The organism is Streptomyces sp. UF-297, assembly GCF_058245575.1.
In genome coordinates this window covers 16,236-37,086 of sequence record NZ_JBSIBZ010000096.1, presented here as the reverse complement: position 1 = coordinate 37,086, position 20,851 = coordinate 16,236, and the positions used below count along the sequence as shown (strand labels likewise).

Sequence of the window (20,851 nt, the reverse complement as noted above, 5' to 3'; positions counted from 1 at the left end):
TGGGCGAACACCGGGAACCGGCCGTACAACTCCCGGCCCATCCCCACCCGCTGCGCACCCTGACCCGAGAACAGCACGGCCAGCTTGCCGTCGGTCTCCAGGGCGACGCCGCGTGCGAGTTCCCGCACGCCCTCCGCGTCGGCCGCGAGGACCGCGCGGTGGGCGAACGCCGCCCTGCCGGTGGCGAGGGAGTGGCCCACGTCGACCGGTGACAGGCCGGTCAGCGCCGAGACCCGCTCGATCTGTGCGGCCAGCGCGGCCTCGGACTTGCCCGACACGGGCCAGGGCACGAGGCCCGGCACCGTGGTGGGCTCCTGCGTCACCGGCTCCTCGGCGTCCGGTGCCTGCTCGATGATGATGTGGGCGTTGGTGCCGCTGACGCCGAAGGCGGAGACGCCGGCCCGCCGGGCGTGCCCGGTCTCGGGCCACTGCTGCTGCTCGGTGACGAGCGAGACCGCGTTGTCCGTCCAGTCGACGTGCGAGGACGGGGAGTTGACGTGCAGGGTCTTGGGCAGCACGCCGTGGCGCATCGCCAGGAGCACCTTGATGGTGCCCGCGACACCGGCGGCGGCCTGGGTGTGGCCCAGGTTGGACTTGACGGCGCCGAGCAGCAGCGGCTGCCCCTCGGGCCGGTCCTGTCCGTAGGCGGCGATGAGGGCGTGGGCCTCGATGGGGTCGCCGAGGGTGGTGCCGGTGCCGTGCGCCTCGACGACGTCGACGTCGGCGGGGGTGAGGTCGGCGTCGGCGAGGGCCTGGCGGATGGCGCGCTGCTGGGCCCGGCCGCTGGGCGCGGTCAGTCCGTTGGAGGCGCCGTCCTGGTTGACGGCGGTGCCGCGCACGATACCGAGGACGTCGTGGCCGTTGCGGCGCGCGTCGGAGAGGCGCTCCAGGAGGAGGACCCCCACGCCCTCGGACCAGCTCGTGCCGTCGGCCGCGTCGGCGAACGGCTTGCAGCGTCCGTCGGGGGCCAGCCCGCCCTGGACCGTGAACTCGGTGAAGGAGTCGGGGCTGGACATGACCGAGACGCCGCCGGCCAGGGCGAGGCTGCACTCGCCGCCGCGCAGGGCGCTCGCGGCCATGTGCAGGGCGACCAGCGCGGAGGAGCAGGCGGTGTCGACGGTGACGGCCGGGCCCTCCAGGCCGAAGGCGTAGGAGAGGCGGCCTGACATGACGCTGGCGGTGTTGCCGGTGGCGACATGGCCGCGTACGTCGGCGGTGCCGGTGCCCTGGCGCAGGAGTGTGGCGTAGTCCTGGCCGTTGGTGCCCACGAAGACGCCGGTACGGCTGCCGCGCAGGGTGGTCGCGTCGATTCCGGCGCGCTCGAAGGCCTCCCAGGACGTCTCCAGCAGCAGGCGCTGCTGGGGGTCCATGGCCAGGGCCTCGCGGGGCGCGATGCCGAAGAAGGGGGCGTCGAAGAGGCCGACGCCGTCCAGGAATCCGCCTTCGAGGGTCGCGGAGGCTCCCTGGGCCAGCGCGTCCAGGTCCCAGCCGCGGTCCGCGGGGAAGGCGCCGATCGCGTCCTCGCCCTGGCTCAGCAGCCGCCAGAGGTCCTCGGGGGACCGTACGCCGCCGGGGAAGCGGCAGTTCATGCCGACGATGGCGATGGGGTCGTCGTCCGCCGCGCGTCCGGCGAGGGCCGGGGTGCCGGTGGCGGAGTCGGGCAGGGTGCCCAGGAGTTCGGCGAGCAGGAAGTCGGCGAGGGCGGTCGGGGTCGGGTAGTCGTAGACGAGGGTCGCGGGCAGTTTCAGGCCGGTGGTGGCCGTGAGGGTGTTGCGCAGTTCGACGGTGGTCAGCGAGTCGAAACCGAGGTCGCTGAAGGCGCGTTCGGCGCTGACGGCCGAGGTACCGCTGTGTCCGAGGACGGCGGCCACCTGGGTACGTACCAGGTCCAGCACGAAGCGCGGGCGGGCGGCCGGGGAGAGCCCGGCGAGCCGCTGGCGCAGGGCCGGCTCCCCCAGGGCGGCTTCCGGTGCCCCGGCGGGCTGCGCGGATTGGCGCAGTTCGGGCAGGTCGCCCACGAAGGGGCTGGGGCGCAGCGCGGTGAACACACCTGCGTAGCGCTGCCAGTCGATGTCCGCGAGGGTCAGCGTCGCGGCGTCCTGCGCGATCGCCTGGCGCAGCGCGGCGAGGGCGAGTTGGGGTGCCATGGGGGTGAATCCGCCGCGGCGGACGCGGTCCTGGATGCCGGTGCCGTCGGCCGCCATTCCGGTCTCGGCCCACGGGCCCCAGGCCACCGAGGTCGCGGGCAGGCCGTGGGCGCGCCGGTGCTCGGCGAAGGCGTCGAGGTAGGCGTTGGCGGCGGCGTAGTTGCCCTGTCCGGGTGCGCCGAGCGTCCCGGCAACGGAGGAGAAGAGCACGAAGGCGCTCAGGTCCCGCTCGCACGTCGCCTCGTGCAGGTTGCGGGTGGCGGTGACTTTGGCGCGCAGGACGGTGGCGAACTGCTCGGGGATGAGCGTGTCCAGGGTGCCGTCGTCGACGGTTCCGGCGGTGTGGAACACCGCGGTGAGCGGGTGCTCGTCGGGGATCGCGGCCAGTACGGCGGCGAGCGCGTCACGGTCGGCGGCATCGCACGCCGCAAGGGTGACCCTGGCGCCCGACTCTTCGATCCGTGCGGCCAGTTCACCGGCGCCGGGGGCGTCGGCGCCGCTCCGGCTGACCAGCAGCAGGTGCTCGGCGCCCGCTTCTGCCAGCCAGCGGGCGACGTGACCGCCGAGCGCGCCGGTGCCGCCGGTGACGAGCACGGTTCCGGTGGGGCGGAACGCGTCCGCCTCGGGGGCCGGTGCGGCGCGGTGGTGGGCCAGCCGGCGGACGAAGGCCGCGGTGCTGCGCAGGGCGAGCTGGTCCTCCTCGCCGCTGTCGGCGAGGACGGCGGCCAGGCGGCGCAAGGTGGTGCCGTCGAGCTCGTCGGGCAGATCGATCAGACCGCCCCAGCGCTGCGGGTGCTCCAGCGCGGCCACCCGTCCCAGGCCCCAGACGGCGGCCTGGGCGGGGCGGGCCGGGTGTTCGGCGCGGTCCACGGCCACGGCGGTACGGGTCACGCACCACAGCGGAGCCTCGATACCGGCGTCGCCCAGGGCCTGGACGGCGGCCGCCGTCAGCAGCAGGCCCGCGTCCGTGGCGTCACCGGCGCCCTCGCCCGCCGTCGCGAGCAGGGACAGCACACCCGTGAACTCGCCGTGTTCTGCGGCCAGTTCCCCCAGCCGCTCGCTCAGGTCCCGGCGCTGCGCGGCACTCACCTCGACCCGTACGGAGTCGGCGCCCAGGGCTCCGGCGACCGTGTCGGTCCAGGCCTGCTCGCCGTCGGCCGGTGTGAGCACCAGCCAGGTCCCGGCCGGGTGCCCTGCTGTGGCCGTGCCGGTCAGGGGCTTCCAGGTGGTCCGGTAGCGCCAGCCGTCGACGGTGGAGCGCTCCCGGCTCTTGCGGCGCCAGGAGGACAGCGCGGGCACGACGGCGGTGAGCGTGTCGTCGTCCAGTTCCAGCGAGGAGCCCAGGGACTGGAGGTCCGCGCGCTCGACGGCCGACCAGAACTCCGCGTCCGCCGCGTCGGCGGGGTGCGCGGGTACGGGGGTCGCGGTGGCCGCCTCGGGCCAGTAGCGCTCGCGCTGGAAGGGGTAGGTGGGCAGATCGATCCGCTGGGCGCCGCTGCCCGTGAACACGGCGTCCCAGTCGACCCGTACGCCGTGGAGGTGGAGCCGGGCCAGTGCCGTGGTCAGCGCCGGGCCCTCGGGCCGGTCGCGGCGCAGGGCCGGGACGGCGGTGGCGGGGGTCTGCTCGCCGGTGCTCTGGCGTACCGCGCCGCTGAGGACGGCGTCCGGGCCGAGTTCGAAGAAGGTCCTCACCCCGTGCTCGGTGAGGTGGCGTACGGCGTCGGCGAAGCGGACGGTGCCGCGGACCTGCCGGGTCCAGTACTGCGCCGAGCCCAGTTCCCCGGCCGTGGCCGGCTCGCCGGTCAGGGTGGACACCAGCGGCAGCGTCGGCGCGTGGAAGGTGACGCCTTCGGCGGCGCGGGCGAAGTCCTCCAGCATCGCGTCCATGTGCGCCGAGTGGAAGGCATGGCTGACCCGCAGCTGCTTGGTGCGGCGGCCGAGCTCCTGGAAGTGGGCCGCCACGGCCAGTACCGCGTCCTCGTCGCCCGAGACGGTCAGGGACGCCGGGGTGTTGACGGCGGCGACGGACAGGCGTCCGTCGTACTGCGCGAGCAGCGGCAGCACCTCGTCCTCGGCGGCCTCGACGGAGGCCATGGCGCCGCCCGTGGGCAGGGCCGCCATCAGACGGCCGCGGGCCGCGACGAGGGTGCAGGCGTCCTCCAGGGAGAGGACTCCGGCGGCGTGCGCCGCGGCGAACTCGCCGATGGAGTGGCCAGCGACGTAGTCGGGGCGCAGGCCCCAGGACTCGGCGAGGCGGAACAGCGCCACTTCGAGGGCGAAGAGGGCCGGCTGGGTGTAGCCGGTGTCGTCCAGCAGCGCGGCCTCGGGGGTGCCGGGTCCGGCGAAGAGGATCTCCCGCAGCGGGCGGTCGAGTTCGAGGTCGAAGCGGGCCAGAACGGCGTCCAGGGCCTCGGCGTAGACCGGGTGGCGGTCGTAGAGCTCGCGTCCCATGGCGGGGCGCTGGCTGCCCTGGCCGGTGAAGAGGAAGGCCAGCCGGCCGCGGTCCGGGTGCCCGGTGAGCAGCGCGCCGTCGGGGGCCGCGTCGCGCAGCGCGGTCAGGGCGCGGGTGAGGGTGTCCCGGTCGTCGGTGACGACGGCCGCGCGGTGCTCCAGGGCGGCGCGGGAGGTGGCCAGGGAGAAGGCGAGGTCGGTGAGCGGCAGTTGGGGGTGGTCGGCGAGGTGGGTCAGGAGCCGTCCGGCCTGGGCGCGCAGGCCCTCTTCGGTGCGGCCGGAGAGCGTCAGGGGGACGAGGGCGGGCTCGGCCGGGCGGTCCGGCGCGGCGTCCGTCGCGTCCTCGGGCCGCTCCGCGGGGGCCTGTTCGAGGATGGTGTGGACGTTGGTGCCGCTGAGTCCGAAGGAGGAGACGGCCGCGCGGCGCGGGTGTGCGGTGTCCGGCCAGGCGGTGGGCTCGGTGAGCAGCCGGATGGTGCCGGAGCTCCAGTCGACGTGCGAGGAGGGCCGGTCGATGTGCAGGCTCTGCGGCACGCTTCGGTGGCGCAGGGCCATGACCATCTTGATGATGCTGGCGACGCCGGAGGCCATCTGGGTGTGGCCGATGTTGGACTTGACCGAGCCGAGGAGCACCGGGTGCTCGGGGTCGCGGTCCTGGCCGTAGGTGGCGAGCAGGGCCTGGGCCTCGATGGGGTCGCCGAGGGCGGTGCCGGTGCCGTGTCCGTCGATGACGTCGACCTCGGCGGCGGCGACCTTGGCGTTGGCGAGGGCCTGGCGGATCACGCGCTGCTGGGAGGGGCCGTTGGGGGCGGTCAGGCCGTTGGAGGCGCCGTCCTGGTTGACGGCGGAGCCCCGGATGACGGCCAGGACCTGGTGTCCGTTGCGGCGGGCGTCGGAGAGCTTCTCGACGAGGACGAGGCCGACGCCCTCGGCCAGGCTCATGCCGTCGGCCTGGTCGGAGTAGGCCTTGCAGCGGCCGTCGGCGGCCATCGCGCGCTGGCGGCTGAAGCCGACGAACGCGCCGGGCGTGGACATGATGCTGACGCCGCCCGCCAGAGCCAGCGAGCTCTCGCCGTTGCGCAGGGACTGGCAGGCCAGGTGCAGGGCGACCAGGGAGGAGGAGCAGGCGGTGTCGAGGGAGACGGCCGGGCCCTCGAAGCCGTAGGTGTAGGACAGGCGGCCGGACAGGACGCTGGAGATGGTGCCGGTGATCAGGTGGCCCTCGGCGCCTTCCGGGCCCGTGCCGGATGCCCCGTAGTCCTGGTAACTGGCGCCGATGAAGGTGCCGGTGCTGCTGCCGCGCAGGGTGGCCGGGTCGATCCCGGCGCGCTCCATGGCCTCCCAGGAGGTCTCCAGCAGCAGGCGCTGCTGGGGGTCCATGGCCAGGGCCTCGCGGGGCGAGATGCCGAAGAAGGAGGCGTCGAAGTCGGCGGCGTCGTGCAGGAATCCGCCGCGCACCGAGTACGTGTGGCCCGGCCGGTCCGGGTCCGGGTCGTACAGGCCCTCGGTGTCCCAGCCGCGGTCGGCGGGGAACTCGCTGATGGCGTCGCCGCCTTCGGTGACCAGGCGCCACAGGTCGTCCGGGGAGCCGACGCCGCCGGGGTAGCGGCAGCTCATGCCGATGATGGCGATGGGCTCGTCGGTGGCCGCGGCGCTGACGGCGGTGTCGGCCCGGGTGCTCGCGCCCGCGATGGCGTCGCGCAGGTAGGCCACCAGGGCGAGCGGGTTGGGGTAGTCGAAGACCATGGTGCTCGGCAGGGCGAGCCCGGTGACGGCGGCGATGCGGTTGCGCAGGTCGACGGCGGTCAGCGAGTCGAAGCCGACGTCGCGGAAGGCGCGCTGTTCGGAGAGGACGTCGGGTGAGGCGTGGCCGAGCGCGGTGGCCGCTTCGGTGCGGACCAGGTCCAGCAGGAGGCGGTCCTGTTCGACGGCGTCCATCCCGAGCAGCCGGGTGGCGAACTCGCTTCCGGTGTCGGGGACTTCGGCCCGCTCCTGTGCCATCTGCCGGACCTCGGGCAGGTCTTCGAAGAGCGTGGTGGGCCGTGCGGCGGTGAAGACGGGGTAGTAGCGCTCCCAGTCCACGTCCGCGACGGCCAGGACGGTTTCCCCGTCGTCGAGGGCCTGCCGCAGGCCGGTGAGGGCCAGCTGGGGGTCCATGAAGACCAGTCCGCTGCGGCGGATCTGGCCGGGGTCGACGCGGCCGAGCTTGAGGTCGTCGGCCCAGATGCCCCAGGAGACGGCGGTGGCGACGGCGCCGCGGGCGCGGCGCTGCTCGGCCAGGGCGTTGAGGTAGGCGTTGCCGGCGACGTAGGCGGCGTGCGCGCCGCTGCCCCACATGCCGGCGGTGGAGGAGTACAGGACGAAGGCGTCGAGGTCGTCGCCGAGGAGTTCGTCCAGATGCCGGGCGCCGGTGACCTTGGCGTCCATGACCTTCGCGAAGTCCTCGGGGGTCGTCTCCTCCAGCGTCGCCAGCTCGATGGTGACGGCGGTGTGCACGACGCTGCGTACGGTGCGGCCTTCGGCCTCCATCTCGGCGAGCATCCGCGCGACCGCGTCGCGGTCGGTCAGGTCGCAGGCGACGACGCTCGCCTCGCAGCCCGACTCGGTCAGTTCCCGCACGAGGTCGTCGGCGCCGGGTGCCGCCGGGCCGCGGCGGCTGGTGAGCACGATGTGCTCGGCGCCCTGCTCGGCGAGCCAGCGCGCCAGGTGCGGGGCGAGGGTGCCGGTGCCGCCGGTGACGAGGGTGGTGCCCCTCGGCGTCCAGGGGCGGGCCGGGGCGCCGGCGGCGGCGCGTACGACACGGCGGGCGAGGACGCCCGAGGCGCGCAGGGCGAGTTGGTCCTCGCCGCTGCGGCCGCTCAGGACGGCGGCCAGGCGCTCACCGGCGCGCTGGTCCAGCCGCTCGGGCAGGTCGACGAGGCCTCCCCAGCGCTGCGGGTGTTCCAGGGCGGCCGTCCAGCCGAGGCCGAGGATCTGGGCCTGGTCGGGGTGGGTCAGCCGGTCCGCGCGGCCGGTGGAGACGGCGCCTTGGGTCAGGCACCACAGGGGTGCGTCGATTCCGGCGTCGCCGAGTGCCTGGACGAGCGCGAGGGTCAGGGCGAGTCCGCGGGTGAGCGCCGGGTGCGTGGCGCTCGCCTCTTCGGCCTCGGCCAGCAAAGACACCACTCCCGTGAGACCGGCCGCGTCGTCGAGGCCGGTCAGGCGGGCGGTCAGGGTCGCGCGGTCGGCGCAGGCGTCGTCCAGGACGAGGGTGCGCGGCGCGGCGCCGTGGGCGGCGAGGACGCCGGTGAGGGTGTCGGTGTCGGTCCCTTCGGGGGCGACGACGAGCCAGGTGCCCGTCAGTGCCGCCGTGGGCAGGCCGGTCAGCGGCTTCCATGTGGTGCGGTAGCGCCAGGAGTCGACGGTGGAGCGGTCGCGGCGGCGTTTGCGCCAGTGCGACAGGGCCGGGAGCACCGGGGCGAGGGAGGTGCTGTCCAGGTGCAGGCTGGAGGCGAGGGCCTCCACGTCCTCTTCCTCCACCGCCGTCCAGAACTCCGCGTCCGCGGGGTCGGCTTCGGCCCGGGTGTGGGGCTTGGCGGGGATGGCCCACAGGTGCTCGCGCTGGAAGGCGTACGTGGGCAGCGGCACGCGGCGGGCGCCGGTGCCGGTGAACACAACGGCCCAGTCGGCGTCGGCGCCGCGGACGAACGCCTCGGCGAGCGAGGTCAGGAAGCGGTCGGTGCCGCCGGTGTCGCGGCGCAGCGTGCCGAGTACGGCGGCCGGGCCGCCGGCTGCTTCGGCCGTCTCCTGGATGGCCATGGACAGCACGGGGTGGGAGCTGACCTCGATGAAGAAGCGGTGGCTCTGGGTGAGGAGTTCGCGGATGGCGGGTTCGAAACGGACGGTCCGGCGCAGGTTGGTGTACCAGTAGTCGGCGTCCAGGGCGGTGGTGTCCAGCCAGTCGCCGGTGACGGTGGAGAAGAAGGGCACCTGCGCGGGGCGCGGGCTGATGGGCGCGAGGACGCTGTGCAGTTCGTCGCGCAACAGCTCGACCTGCGCGGAGTGCGAACCGTAGTCCACGGCGATGCGCTTGGCGCGGATGTCCTGGGCGCTCAGTTCGGCCACCAGGGCGTCCATCGGCGCGGTGAGACCGGCGACGACGACGGACCGGGGCCCGTTGACGGCGGCGACGGACAGTCCCTCGTAGGCGGCGAGGCGCTCTTCGACGTCGGCCACGGGCAGCGGGACCGACAGCATGCCGCCGGTTCCGGCGAGCGTGCGGCCGATGGCCTGGCTGCGCAGGGCCACGACCCGGGCGGCGTCCTCCAGGGTCAGGGCGCCGGCGACGGCCGCGGCGGCGATCTCGCCCTGCGAGTGGCCGACGACGGCGTCGGGGGTGATGCCGTGGGAGCGCCAGAGTTCGGCGAGCGAGACCATGACGGCCCAGGAGGCGGGCTGTACGACGTCGACGCGCTCCAGCGTCGGCGCGCCCTCCCGCCGGCGCAGCACGTCCAGCAGCGACCAGTCGGTGTACGGCGCCAGCGCGGCGGCGCATTCGGCCAGGCGCGCGGCGAAGACCGGGGACTCCTCCAGGAGCCGCGCGCCCATGCCGGCCCACTGGGAGCCCTGGCCGGGGAAGACGAAGACGGTCCTGCCGTCGGTGTCGGCCGTGCCCTGGACGACGCCGGGGGCCGAGCGGCCTTCGGCGAGGGCCTTGAGGGCGTCGCGGCGGCTGTCGTCGTCGGTGGCGACGAGGACGGCGCGGTGGTCGAAGAGGGTGCGCGAGGTCACCAGGCTGTGGCCGATGTCCAGGGCGCTGGGCGCCTGTTCGCCGTCGAGGTGGGCGGCGAGGTGCGCGGCCTGGGCGCGCAGCGCGCCGGGGGTCCGCGCGGACAGCACCCAGGGGAGGGCGTCGCCTGCCGGGGGCACCGGCTCCGCCGTCTGCGCGGGGGCGGTCTCCTGTGCCCGGGGGGCCTCTTCGAGGACCGTGTGGGCGTTGGTGCCGCTGATGCCGAAGGAGGAGACGGCCGCGCGGCGCGGGCGTTCGCCCTCGGGCCAGTGGGCGCCCTCGCTCAGCAGGGAAACGGTGCCGGAGGTCCAGTCGATGTGGCTGGAGGGGGTGTCGGCGTGCAAAGTGCGCGGCAGCTGCCCGTGGCGCAGGGCCAGGACCATCTTGATGACGCCCGCCACGCCGGCCGCGGACTGGGTGTGGCCGATGTTGGACTTCACCGAGCCCAGCAGCAGCGGGCTGTTCGGGTCGCGGTCGCGGCCGTAGGTGGCGAGCAGGGCCTGGGCCTCGATGGGGTCGCCGAGGGCCGTGCCGGTGCCGTGCGCCTCGACGGCGTCGATGTCGGCCGCGTCCAGCTGGGCGTTGGCCAGCGCCTGGCGGATGACGCGCTGCTGGGAGGGGCCGTTGGGGGCGGACAGGCCGTTGGAGGCGCCGTCCTGGTTGATGGCCGAGCCGCGCACGACGGCCAGGATCTCGTGCCCGTTGCGCTGGGCGTCCGAAAGGCGCTCCAGGACGAGGACGCCGACGCCTTCGGCCAGCGTCATGCCGTCGGCGCTGTCGGAGAACGCCTTGCAGCGGCCGTCGCCCGCGAGGGCGCGCTGGCGGCTGAAGGCGACGAACGGGTTGGGGTTGGTCATCACGGTCGCGCCGCCGGCCAGCGCCAGCCCGCTCTCGCCGTTGCGCAGCGACTGGCAGGCCAGGTGCAGGGCCACCAGGGACGAGGAGCAGGCGGTGTCGACGGTGACGGCCGGCCCTTCGAGGCCGAAGAGGTAGGCCAGGCGCCCGGAGAGCACGCTGGGGCTGGTGCCGGTCACCAGGTGTCCGGCGGAGCCGTCCTCGACGCCGAATCCGTACTCCTGGTAGGTGGAGCCGATGAAGGTGCCGGTCGCGCTGCCGTGCACGCCCGTGGGGTCGATCCCGGCGCTCTCGAACGCCTCCCAGGTGGTCTCCAGCAGCAGGCGCTGCTGGGGGTCCATGGAGAGGGCCTCGCGGGGCGAGATGCCGAAGAAGGAGGCGTCGAACTCGCCCGCGTCGTGCAGGAATCCGCCCTGCGCGGAGTAGGTCGTGCCGGGGTTGTCGGGGTCGGGGTGGTAGAGGCCGGTGGTGTCCCAGCCGCGGTTGACGGGGAAGTCGGTGATGGCGTCGACGCCGTCGGTGATGAGCTCCCAGAACTGCTGCGGGGAGCGGACGCCGCCGGGGAAGCGGCAGCTCATGCCGACGATGGCGATGGGCTCGTCGAAGCGGCCCGCCGAAGCCGCCACGGTCGCGGCCGACTCGCCTTCGGTGCCCAGGAGTTCGGCGCGCAGATGGCGGGCGAGGGTGGCGGGCGTCGGGTAGTCGAAGACGAGGGTGGCGGGCAGGGCCAGGCCGGTGAGGGCGGCCAGCCGCTTGCGCAGCTCCACGGCCGTCAGCGAGTCGAAGCCCGCGTCGCGGAAGGCGCCCCGCTCGGGGACCCCGTCGGCGGAGGCGTGGCCGAGGACGAGAGCCGCCTCGGCGCGCACCAGGTCGGCCAGCAGCCGCTCCTGCCCGTCCTCGTCAAGGCCCCGCAGGCGGGCGGCGAACTCCGGCGCCGCGCTGTCGCCTTCGGTGTGCGCGAGGGCCTTGACCTCGGCGAGTTCGTCGAAGAGGACGCTGGGGCGCGAGGAGGTGAAGACGGGGTGGTAGCGCTCCCAGTCGATGTCGGCGACGGTGACCGTGACGTCCTGCTGGACGACGGCGCGCCGCAGTTCGGCGAGGGCGCTCGCGGGTGCCAGGAAGCGCAGCCCGCGCCGGTGCAGTTCGTCGGTGACGGCCTCGTGGGTGGCCATGCCCGCCTCGGCCCAGGGACCCCAGGCCACCGAGGTCGCGGGCAGGCCGCGGGCGCGCCGGTGCTCGGCGAGGGCGTCGAGGTAGGCGTTGGCGGCACCGTAGGCGCTCTGTCCGGCGCTGCCCCACACTCCGGCGATCGAGGAGACGAGGACGAAGAAGTCCAGGTCGTGGCCGTCCAGAAGGGCATCCAGGTGGGCCGCGCCGAGCAGCTTGGCGGCCATCGCCTCCGCGGCGTCCGCCAGGGGGGTTTCGGTCAGGGCGGCGTTCTGGCCGACGCCGGCCGCGTGCACGACGCCGGTCAGCGGGTGCTCGGCGGGCACGGAGGCCAGCAGGGCGGCGAGCGCGCCGCGGTCGGCGGTGTCGCAGGCCGCGAGGGTGACCTCGGCACCCAACTCCTCGATCTCGGCGGCCAGTTCGGCGGCTCCGGGGGCGTCGGGGCCGCGGCGGCTGGTGAGCAGGAGGTGGCCGGCGCCGCTGCGGGCGAGCCAGCGCGCGACCTCGGCACCGAGCGCTCCGGTGCCGCCGGTGACGAGCACGGTGCCGCGCGCGGTGAAGGCGTCGGCCGGGGGCAGTTCGGCCTGCGGGTGGCGCACCAGGCGCCGGCCGAGCGCCCCGGTGGCGCGGACGGCGATCTGGTCCTCGCCGCCCGTGGCGGCCAGCGCGCTGACCAGGTGCTGGGTGGCGGGGGCGTCGAGCGCGGCCGGCAGGTCGATCAGGCCGCTCCACAGCTGCGGGTGCTCCAGGGCGGCGGCCCGGCCCAGTCCCCAGACCGCCGTCTGGAGGGGGTTGGTGAGCGGGTCGCCCGCGCCGGTGGTAACCGCGCCGCGGGTCAGGGTCCACAGGGGCGCGTCGAGCGGGGTGTCGGTGAGCGCCTGGACCAGTACGAGGCTGAGCGCGAGCCCGGCCGGCGGTTCGGCGGCCGGCTGGTGGCCGGGCCGGTCGGCGAGCGGGAGCAGGGACAGGACGCCAAAGAAGGCGCGGCCCTCTCCGCGTACGGCTTCCTCCCCGCGTACTGCCTCGATGCGGGCGGCGAGTTCGGCGCGGTCGCGGCAGGCGTCGTCCAGGACGAGGGTCTCGAACTGGGCGCCGTGGCCGCGCAGCGCGTCGAGGATCTCGTCGCTGTCGATGCCGTCGGCGGTGACCAGCAGCCAGGTGCCCTCCAGTACGGGCGCGGCGGCCGCCTGGACGGGGCGCCAGGCGACGCGGTAGCGGGTGGAGTCCAGCAGCGCCTTCTCGTGCCGGTGCTGGCGCCAGGAGGACAGCGCGGGCAGCAGCGCGTACAGGGAGGCGTGCTGTTCGTCGCGCAGCCCGAGAAGCGCGGCCAGCTCCGTGGTGTCGCCGCGTTCGACGGCGCCCCACAGCTCGGCGTCCGCGGGGTCGGCGGCGGCCTGCGCGAGGCGGGCCGGGGCCGGCTCGGGCCAGTAGCGCTCGTGCTGGAAGGCGTAGGTGGGCAGGTCGACCGTACGGGCGCCGGTGCCGTCGAGGTAGGCGGGCCAGTCGACGGCCGTGCCGCTGACGTGCAGGCGGGCCAGCGCGGTGGCCGCGCAGCGCTCCTCGCCGCGCCCGGTGCGCAGCATCGGGACGATGTGCGCGTCCGCGTCGTCGCCGAGGGCGTCCTGGGCGGCGGCCGACAGCACGCTGTCGGGGCCGAGTTCGAGGAAGGTGCCGGCGCCGCAGTCGTGCGCGGCGCGCATGGTGTCGGCGAAGCGGACGGCGCCGCGGGCGTGCGCGACCCAGTAGTCGGCCGAGCGCAGTTCGCCGTCGGTGGCGGGGCGTCCGGTCAGGCCGGAGATGACGGTCACGTCCGGCGCGTGGTAGGTGAGACCGGCGGCGACCTCGCGCAGCCCGTCGAGCGCGGGCTCCATGAGCGGCGAGTGGAAGGCGTGGCTGACCGCCAGGCGCTTGGTCTTGCGGCCCTGCGCGGCGAAGTGGGCGGCGATCTCCTCGGTGGCGGACTGGTCCCCGGCGACCACGACGCTGCGGGGGCCGTTGACGGCGGCGACGGAGACCTCGTGCTCGCGCCCGGCGAGCAGCGGCGCGAGCTCGTCCTCGGTGGCCTGAAGGGAGATCATCGCGCCGCCGGCGGGCAGCTCCTGCATCAGCCGTCCGCGCGCGGTCACCAGGCGGGCCGCGTCGGGCAGCGAGAGGACGCCCGCGACGTGCGCGGCGGTGATCTCGCCGATGGAGTGGCCCAGCAGTACGTCGGGGCAAATGCCCCAGGTGCCCAGCAGGCGGTGGAGCGCGACGCCGATGGCGAACAGCGCGGGCTGGGTCCACTCGGTGCGGCCCAGCAGCTCCGCCTCGGGGGTGCCCTCAGGAGCGAACAGGACGTCCTTGAGGGGGCGGTCCAGGTACGGGTCGAGGGCGGCACTCACCTCGTCGACGGCCCGGGCGAACGCGGGGAAGCGGGCGGCGAGTTCGCGGCCGGCGCCGGGGCGCTGGCTGCCCTGGCCGGAGAAGACCACGGCCAGCTTGCCGGCGCCGCCGACCTCGCCCTCGGTGAGCGCGGGGCCGGGCCGGTCGGCGGCCAGGTCGGCCAGCGCGCGCAGCAGTTCGTCGCGGTCGCCGGTGACGACGGCGCGCTGGTCGAAGGCCGAGCGGGTGGTGGCCAGGGAGAGCGCGATGTCGGCCGGGTCGAGGCCGGGGCGCTCCTCCAGGAAGGTCCGCAGGCGGGCGGCCTGGTCGCGCAGCGCCGCCCGGCTCTTGCCGGACAGCGTCCAGGGCAGGACGGCCGGGGTGAGCGCCGGCTGTGCGCGCTCGTCGGGGGCGGCAGCGGGCTCCTCGACGATGAGGTGGGCGTTGGTGCCGCTGAAGCCGAAGGAGGAGACGGCGGCGCGGCGCGGCCGGCCTGCCTGCGGCCAGGGCGTCTCCTCGGTGAGCAGGCGCACCCCTGCGCCGTCCCACTCCACGTGCGAGGAGGGCACGTCGGCGTGCAGGGTGGGGGGCAGCGTGCCGTGGCGCATGGCCATGACCATCTTGATGACGCCGGCGACGCCGGCCGCGGCCTGGGTGTGGCCGATGTTGGACTTCACCGAGCCCAGCAGCAGCGGGCGCTCCGCGGCGCGGTCCCGGCCGTAGGCGGCGAGCAGGGCCTGGGCCTCGATGGGGTCGCCCAGGGTGGTGCCGGTGCCGTGGCCCTCCACCGCGTCGACGTCCGTGGCGGACAGGCCGGCGGCGGCCAGCGCCTGCCGGATCACCCGCTGCTGGGAGGGGCCGTTGGGAGCGGTGAGGCCGTTGGAGGCGCCGTCCTGGTTGACGGCGGAGCCGCGGACGACGGCCAGCACCCGGTGCCCGTTGCGGCGGGCATCCGAGAGGCGCTCCAGGACGAGTACGCCCACGCCCTCGGACCAGCCGACGCCGTCCGCGCTGTCGGAGAACGCCTTGCAGCGGCCGTCCGGGGACAGCCCGCGCTGGCGGGAGAACTCGATGAGGGCGCCCGGCGTCGACATGACCGTGACGCCGCCGGCCAGTGCGAGCGAGCACTCCCCCGCGCGCAGGGCCTGCATCGCCCAGTGCATGGCGACCAGCGAGGACGAGCACGCGGTGTCCACCGTGACGGCGGGGCCTTCGAGGCCGAGGGTGTAGGAGACGCGCCCGGAGACGACGCTGGCGGCGGTGCCGCTGCCCTGGTGGCCCTCGAACTGCCCGCCGGAGAGCACCGTGGCGTAGTCGTTGTACATCACGCCCGCGAACACGCCGGTCTGGCTGCCGCGCAGGGACACCGGGTCGATGCCCGCGCGCTCGACGGCCTCCCAGGACGCCTCCAGGAGCAGCCGCTGCTGGGAGTCGGTGGCCAGGGCCTCGCGGGGGCTCATGCCGAAGAAGGCGGGGTCGAAGTCGGCGGCGGTGTGCAGGAATCCGCCGAAGCGGGAGTAGGAGGTACCGGTGCGCTCCGGGTCCGGGTCGTAGAGCGCGTCCAGGTCCCAGCCGCGGTCGGTGGGCAGGCCCGAGATGGCGTCGGTGCCCTCGCTGACCAGCCGCCACAGGTCCTCCGGCGAGGCGACGCCGCCCGGGTAGCGGCAGCTCATGCCGACGATGACGACGGGGTCCTCGTCAGCGGCGGCACGGGGGGCATCCGCCGCCACGGCGGCTTCGGAGCCCATGAGTTCGGCCAACAGGTGCGCGGCGAGCGCATCGACGGTCGGGTAGTCGAAGATGACCGTCGCCGAGGTGCGCAGGCCGGTGGCGGCGCTGAGCCGGTTGCGCAGTTCCACCGCGGTCAGCGAGTCGAAGCCCAGCTCCCGCAGCGGGCGCCGCGCGTCGATGTCGGCGGTGCTGGAGTGGCCCAGTACGGCGGCCACTTGGCCGGCCACGAGGTCGAGCACGACCTCGCGGCGGTCACTCTCCGGAAGCCGGGACAGCTTCTGTACGAGGGTGACGGCGGCCTCCGAGCCCGAGACCACCGCGCGGCGGGCCGGGGTGCGGATCAGGCCGCGCCACAGCGGCGGCACGGCGCCCTGGAGGCCTTGGAGGCGCAGGACGGACAGGTCGAGCCGGGTCGGCAGCAGGACGGCGGCGTCCGAGGCGCAGGCCGCGTCGAAGAGGGCGATGCCCTCTTCCTCGGTGAGCGCGGGCGTGCCCATCCGGGCCAGGCGGTCGAGGTCCTCGTCCGTCAGACCGCCGGTCATCCCGGAGGTGGGCGCCCACGGGCCCCAGGCCAGGGAGAGCCCCGGCAGGCCCTGGGCGCGGCGCAGTTGGGCGAGCGCGTCGAGGAAGGCGTTGGCGGCGGCGTAGTTGCCCTGGCCCGCCGCGCCCACGGTGCCGGAGAGGGAGGAGAAGACGACGAAGGCGGCCAGGTCCAGGTCCCGGGTGGCCTCGTGCAGGTGCCAGACGGCGTCGGCCTTGGGCCGCAGCACCGCGCTGATCCGCTCGGGGGTGAGCGACTCGATCACCCCGTCGTCGAGGGTGCCGGCGCTGTGCACGACGGCGGTGACGGGGTGCTCGGCGGGCACTGCGGCCAGCAGCCGCCGCACGGCGGCGCGGTCGGCCAGGTCGCATGCGGCGATGGCCACCTGCGCGCCGTGCCGGGCCAGTTCGGCCACGAGTTCCGTCGCGCCGTCGGCGTCGGCGCCGCGGCGGCTGGCGAGCAGCAGGTGCCGTACGCCGCGCTCGGTGACCAGGTGCCGGGCCAGTACGCGGCCCAGGCCGCCGGTGGCGCCGGTGAGCACCACGGTGCCCTCGGGGTCCCACTGCGCGGTGCCCTGCTGCGTCCGGGCGCGGGCGAGCCGCGCGGTGAGCACGGCGGTGCCGCGGACGGCGGTCTGCGGCTCGTCCAGGGCCAGGGCGCGCAGCACCGGCTGCGCGGCGGGCTCGGTGGTGTCCGCATCGAGGTCCAGCAGGCCGAATCGGCCGGGGTGTTCGCTCTGTGCGGCCCGTACCAGGCCCCAGACGGCGGCGGCCACCGGGTCGGGTGCCTGCCGGGCGTCGGTGGCGACCGCGCCGCGGGTGACGAAGACCAGCCGGGACGCGGCGTAGTGCTCCTCGGCCAGCCAGGTCCGCAGGAGTTCCAGGGCGTGGGCGGTGCGGGCGTGCACGCAGGCGACGACTGCGTCATCGGTGGCACCGGCCGCGCCCTCGACGGGGGCGAGGACCACGTCCGGGGCGGGGGTGGCGGTGTCCGGGCCGGGCAGCGCCGTGACGGTGAGGTCCTGCGAGGACAGGGCCCGCTGCAGGCCGAAGAGGTCCGCGCCGAGGACGGCGGCCGAGGCGGGCGCCTCCTGGTCTACCTGGCGCGGTGCGCTCCAGCGCAGCTCGAACAGGGCGTCGCGGAGAAGGGAGTTGGCGGCGGTGAGCTGCTCGTCGGGCACGGCGCGCAGGACCAGCGAGCCGATGGAGGCGACGGGGGCGCCGGTGGTGTCGGCGACGGCGATCGCCACCGCGTCGTCCTCGGCGAGGGTCAGCTTGACGCGGACCGTGCTCGCCCCGCTCGCGTGCAAGGTCACGTCCTGCCACGCGAAGGGCAGGCCGCCGCGGGCGTGCTCACCCAGGTCGACGAAGGCCGCGGCGTGCAGCGCGGCGTCCAGCAGGGCCGGGTGGATGCCGAACACCGCAGACGACGCGGCGTCGGCGCCGTGCGTCTCGGGCAGGGTCACCTCGGCGTAGACGGCGTCGCCGCTCCTCCAGGCGGCGCTCAGGCCCTGGAACAGGGGGCCGTATCCGAAGCCGGTGTCGGCCATGCGGTCGTAGAAGCCGTCGAGGTCCAGCGGCTGCGCGCCGGCGGGGGGCCAGGCGGTGGCGTCGAAGCCGGCATGGTGCTCGCCGGTGACGAGGGTGCCGGCGGCGTGCTGGGTCCAGGGGAGCTCTTCGGGCCCGTCGGGGCGGGAGTGCACGCTCACGGCGCGGCGGCCGCTCTCGTCGGGGCTGCCCACCCACACCTGCACCTGGACGCCGCCCTCTTCGGGCAGCACCAGCGGGGCGGCCAGGGTGAGTTCCTCCACGCGGGTGCAGCCGGCCTCGTCCCCGGCGCGTACGGCCAGCTCCAGGAAGGCGGTGCCCGGCAGCAGCACCGTGCCGCGCACGGCGTGGTCGGCGAGCCAGGGGTGGGTACGCAGCGACAGCCGGCCGGTCAGCAGCAGGCCGTCGGAGTTGGCGACCGACACGGCCGCCGTCAGCAGCGGGTGGTGCGCCGCGCCCAGACCGGCGGCGCGCACGTCGCCGCCCGTCGCGGGAACGCTCTTGGGCCAGTAGCGGCGGCGCTGGAAGGCGTAGGTGGGCAGGTCGGTACGCCGGGCGCCGGTGCCCTGGAAGTAGGGCTCCCACTGGAGGGCCACGCCGCGGGTGTGCAGGCCCGCCAGCGCGGCGGTGAGCGTCTCGGCCTCCGGGCGGCCGGGGCGCAGTACGGCGAGGGTCGCGGACACGCCGTCCAGGGGGCCGGTGTCCTCGGCGGAACCGGCCGCGGCCAGGCAGGTCTGGGCCATGGCGGACAGGACGCCGTCGGGGCCCAGTTCCAGGTAGGTGGCGGCGCCGTGGCCGTCGAGCCAGGCGAGGGTGTCGGCGAAGCGTACGGCGTGGCGGGCGTGGTCCACCCAGTAGTCGGGGGAGGTCAGCTGCTCCACCGTGGCGAGGGTGCCGGTCAGGCCGGAGACGACCGGGACGACGGGCGCCTGCGGGGTGAGCCGGGAGACGACCGCGCGGAACTCCTCCAGCACGGGCTCCATGAGCGGGGAGTGGAACGCGTGCGAGACACGCAGCCGCTTGGTCTTGCGGCCCAGCGCGCCGAAGTGCTCGGCGACGGCGGTGACCTCGTCGGTCCGGCCGGCGACCACGACGGCGGCGGGCCCGTTGACCGCGGCGATGGAGACGCGGTCCTGCCGGTCCTCAAGGAGGGGCAGCACCTCCTCCTCGGTGGCTTCGAGGGAGACCATGGCGCCGCCTGCGGGGAGCGCCTGCATGAGGCGCCCGCGGGCGACCACCAGGGCCGCGGCGTCGGCCAGGGAGAAGACCCCGGCCACGTGCGCCGCGGCGATCTCGCCGATGGAGTGTCCGGCGAGGAAGTCCGGCTTGATGCCGAGGGACTCGGCGAGCCGGTACAGCGCCACCTCGATCGCGAACAGCGCGGGCTGGGCGTAGCCGGTCCCGTCCAGCAGGGCGGCCTCGGGCGTGCCCTCGGCGGCGAACAGCACGTCCTTCAGGGGCCGTTCCAGGCCCTGGTCGAGGTGGGTGAGGACCTCGTCGAGGGCGGTGGCGAAGACGGGGAAGCGGGCGGCCAGTTCACGTCCCATGCCGGGCCGCTGGGAGCCCTGCCCCGCGAAGAGGAAGGCGAGCTTGGAGCGCGTACGGGCGGTGTCCTGGACCAGGCCCGGAGCGGGCGCACCGTCGGCGAGGGCGGTGAGGGCGGCGCGGGCGCCCTCCAGGTCGGCCGCGGTGAACGCGGCCCGGTGCTCCAGGCCGGAGCGGGCCGTGGCCAGGGAGTAGGCGACGTCCACAGGCGCGAGGCCGGGGGTGGACGTGAGGTGGTCGAGCAGCTGCGCCGCCTGGGCGCGCAGCGCCTCGCGGGTGCGGCCGCAGACCAGCCACGGGACGGCGCCCGCCGCCGGAGGTTCGGCGGGGGCGGTGTCGTCCTGGCCCGCCTCGGGGGCCGGGGCGGGCGGGGCCTCCTCCAGGATCGTGTGCGCGTTGGTGCCGCTGAGCCCGAACGAGGAGACGCCGGCCCGGCGCGGCTGTTCGCCCCGGGGCCAGGGGACTTGCTCGGTCAGCAGGCGTACGGCTCCCTGCGCCCAGTCGACGTGCGAGGACGGCGCGTCCACGTGGAGGGTGCGCGGGAGCAGGCCGTGCCGCATGGCCAGCACCATCTTGATGACACCGGCCATGCCGGCCGCCGCCTGGGTGTGGCCGAGGTTGGACTTCACCGAGCCCAGCAGCAGCGGGCGCTCGGCATCGCGGCCCTGGCCGTAGGTCGCCAGCAGCGCCTGGGCCTCGACCGGGTCGCCCAGGGTGGTGCCGGTGCCGTGCGCCTCGACGACGTCGACCTCGTCGGCCGAGAGCCGCGCGCTGACCAGCGCCTGCTCGATCACCCGTCGCTGGGAGGGGCCGTTGGGGGCGGTCAGGCCGTTGGAGGCGCCGTCCTGGTTGACGGCGGAGCCGCGGATGACGGCCAGCACCTCGTGCCCGTTGCGCCGTGCCTCCGAGAGGCGTTCCAGGACCAGGACGCCCACGCCCTCGGCCCAGCCGGTGCCGTTCGCGGAGTCGGCGAAGGAGCGGCAGCGCCCGTCGGCGGAGAGCCCGCCCTGGCGGCTGAACTCCACGAAGGTGGTGGGGCTGGACATCACGGTGACGCCGGCGGCCAGCGCCAGGGAGCACTCGCCCTGGCGCAGCGCGTGGGCGGCCAGGTGCAGGGCCACGAGGGAGGACGAGCAGGCGGTGTCGACGGTGACCGCCGGGCCCACGGCGCCGAAGAAGTACGCGAGCCGGCCCGAGAGGACGCTGGTGGCGGTGCCCGTCAGGGCGAAGCCCTGGACGTCGTCGTCCGGGCCCACCCGGTACTCCTGGGGCATCGCCCCGACGAACATGCCCGTACGGGAGCCGCGGACCGCCGCCGGGTCGATGCCCGACCGCTCGAAGGCCTCCCAGGAGGACTCCAGCAGCAGTCGCTGCTGCGGGTCCATGGCGAGTGCCTCACGGGGGGATATCCCGAAGAAGGAGGCGTCGAACTCGGCCGCGTCGTGCAGGAATCCGCCGGAGAAGTCCCCCGCGTCCTCGGCGAGCAGCTCCCAGCCGCGGTCGTCGGGGGAGGCCGTGATGCCGTCCCCGTCGGCGGCGAGCAGGGACCAGAGCTCCTCGGGGCTGCGCACGCCTCCCGGGAAGCGGCAGCTCATACCCACGATCGCGATCGGCTCGCGGGCCGCCGCCTCCAGCTCGCCCACCCGCTGCCGCGAGCGCCGCAGATCGGCACTGGCCCGCTTCAGGTAGTCGCGGAGCTTCTGTTCCTGGTCCATGTTCGCCACGTTCAACCCAATCT

At 75.3% G+C, this 20,851-nt stretch carries 1 protein-coding gene; it reads right to left on the bottom strand.

Features of this window, described 5'->3' with window-relative positions; translation table 11 throughout:
* Window positions 1-20,828, bottom strand: a 20,828-nt coding sequence (locus AC4IJH_RS36620; protein WP_490856300.1) for a type I polyketide synthase, incomplete at its 3' end; no start/stop codon positions are given.
* Between the last annotated feature and the right edge of the window lie 23 nt (window positions 20,829-20,851).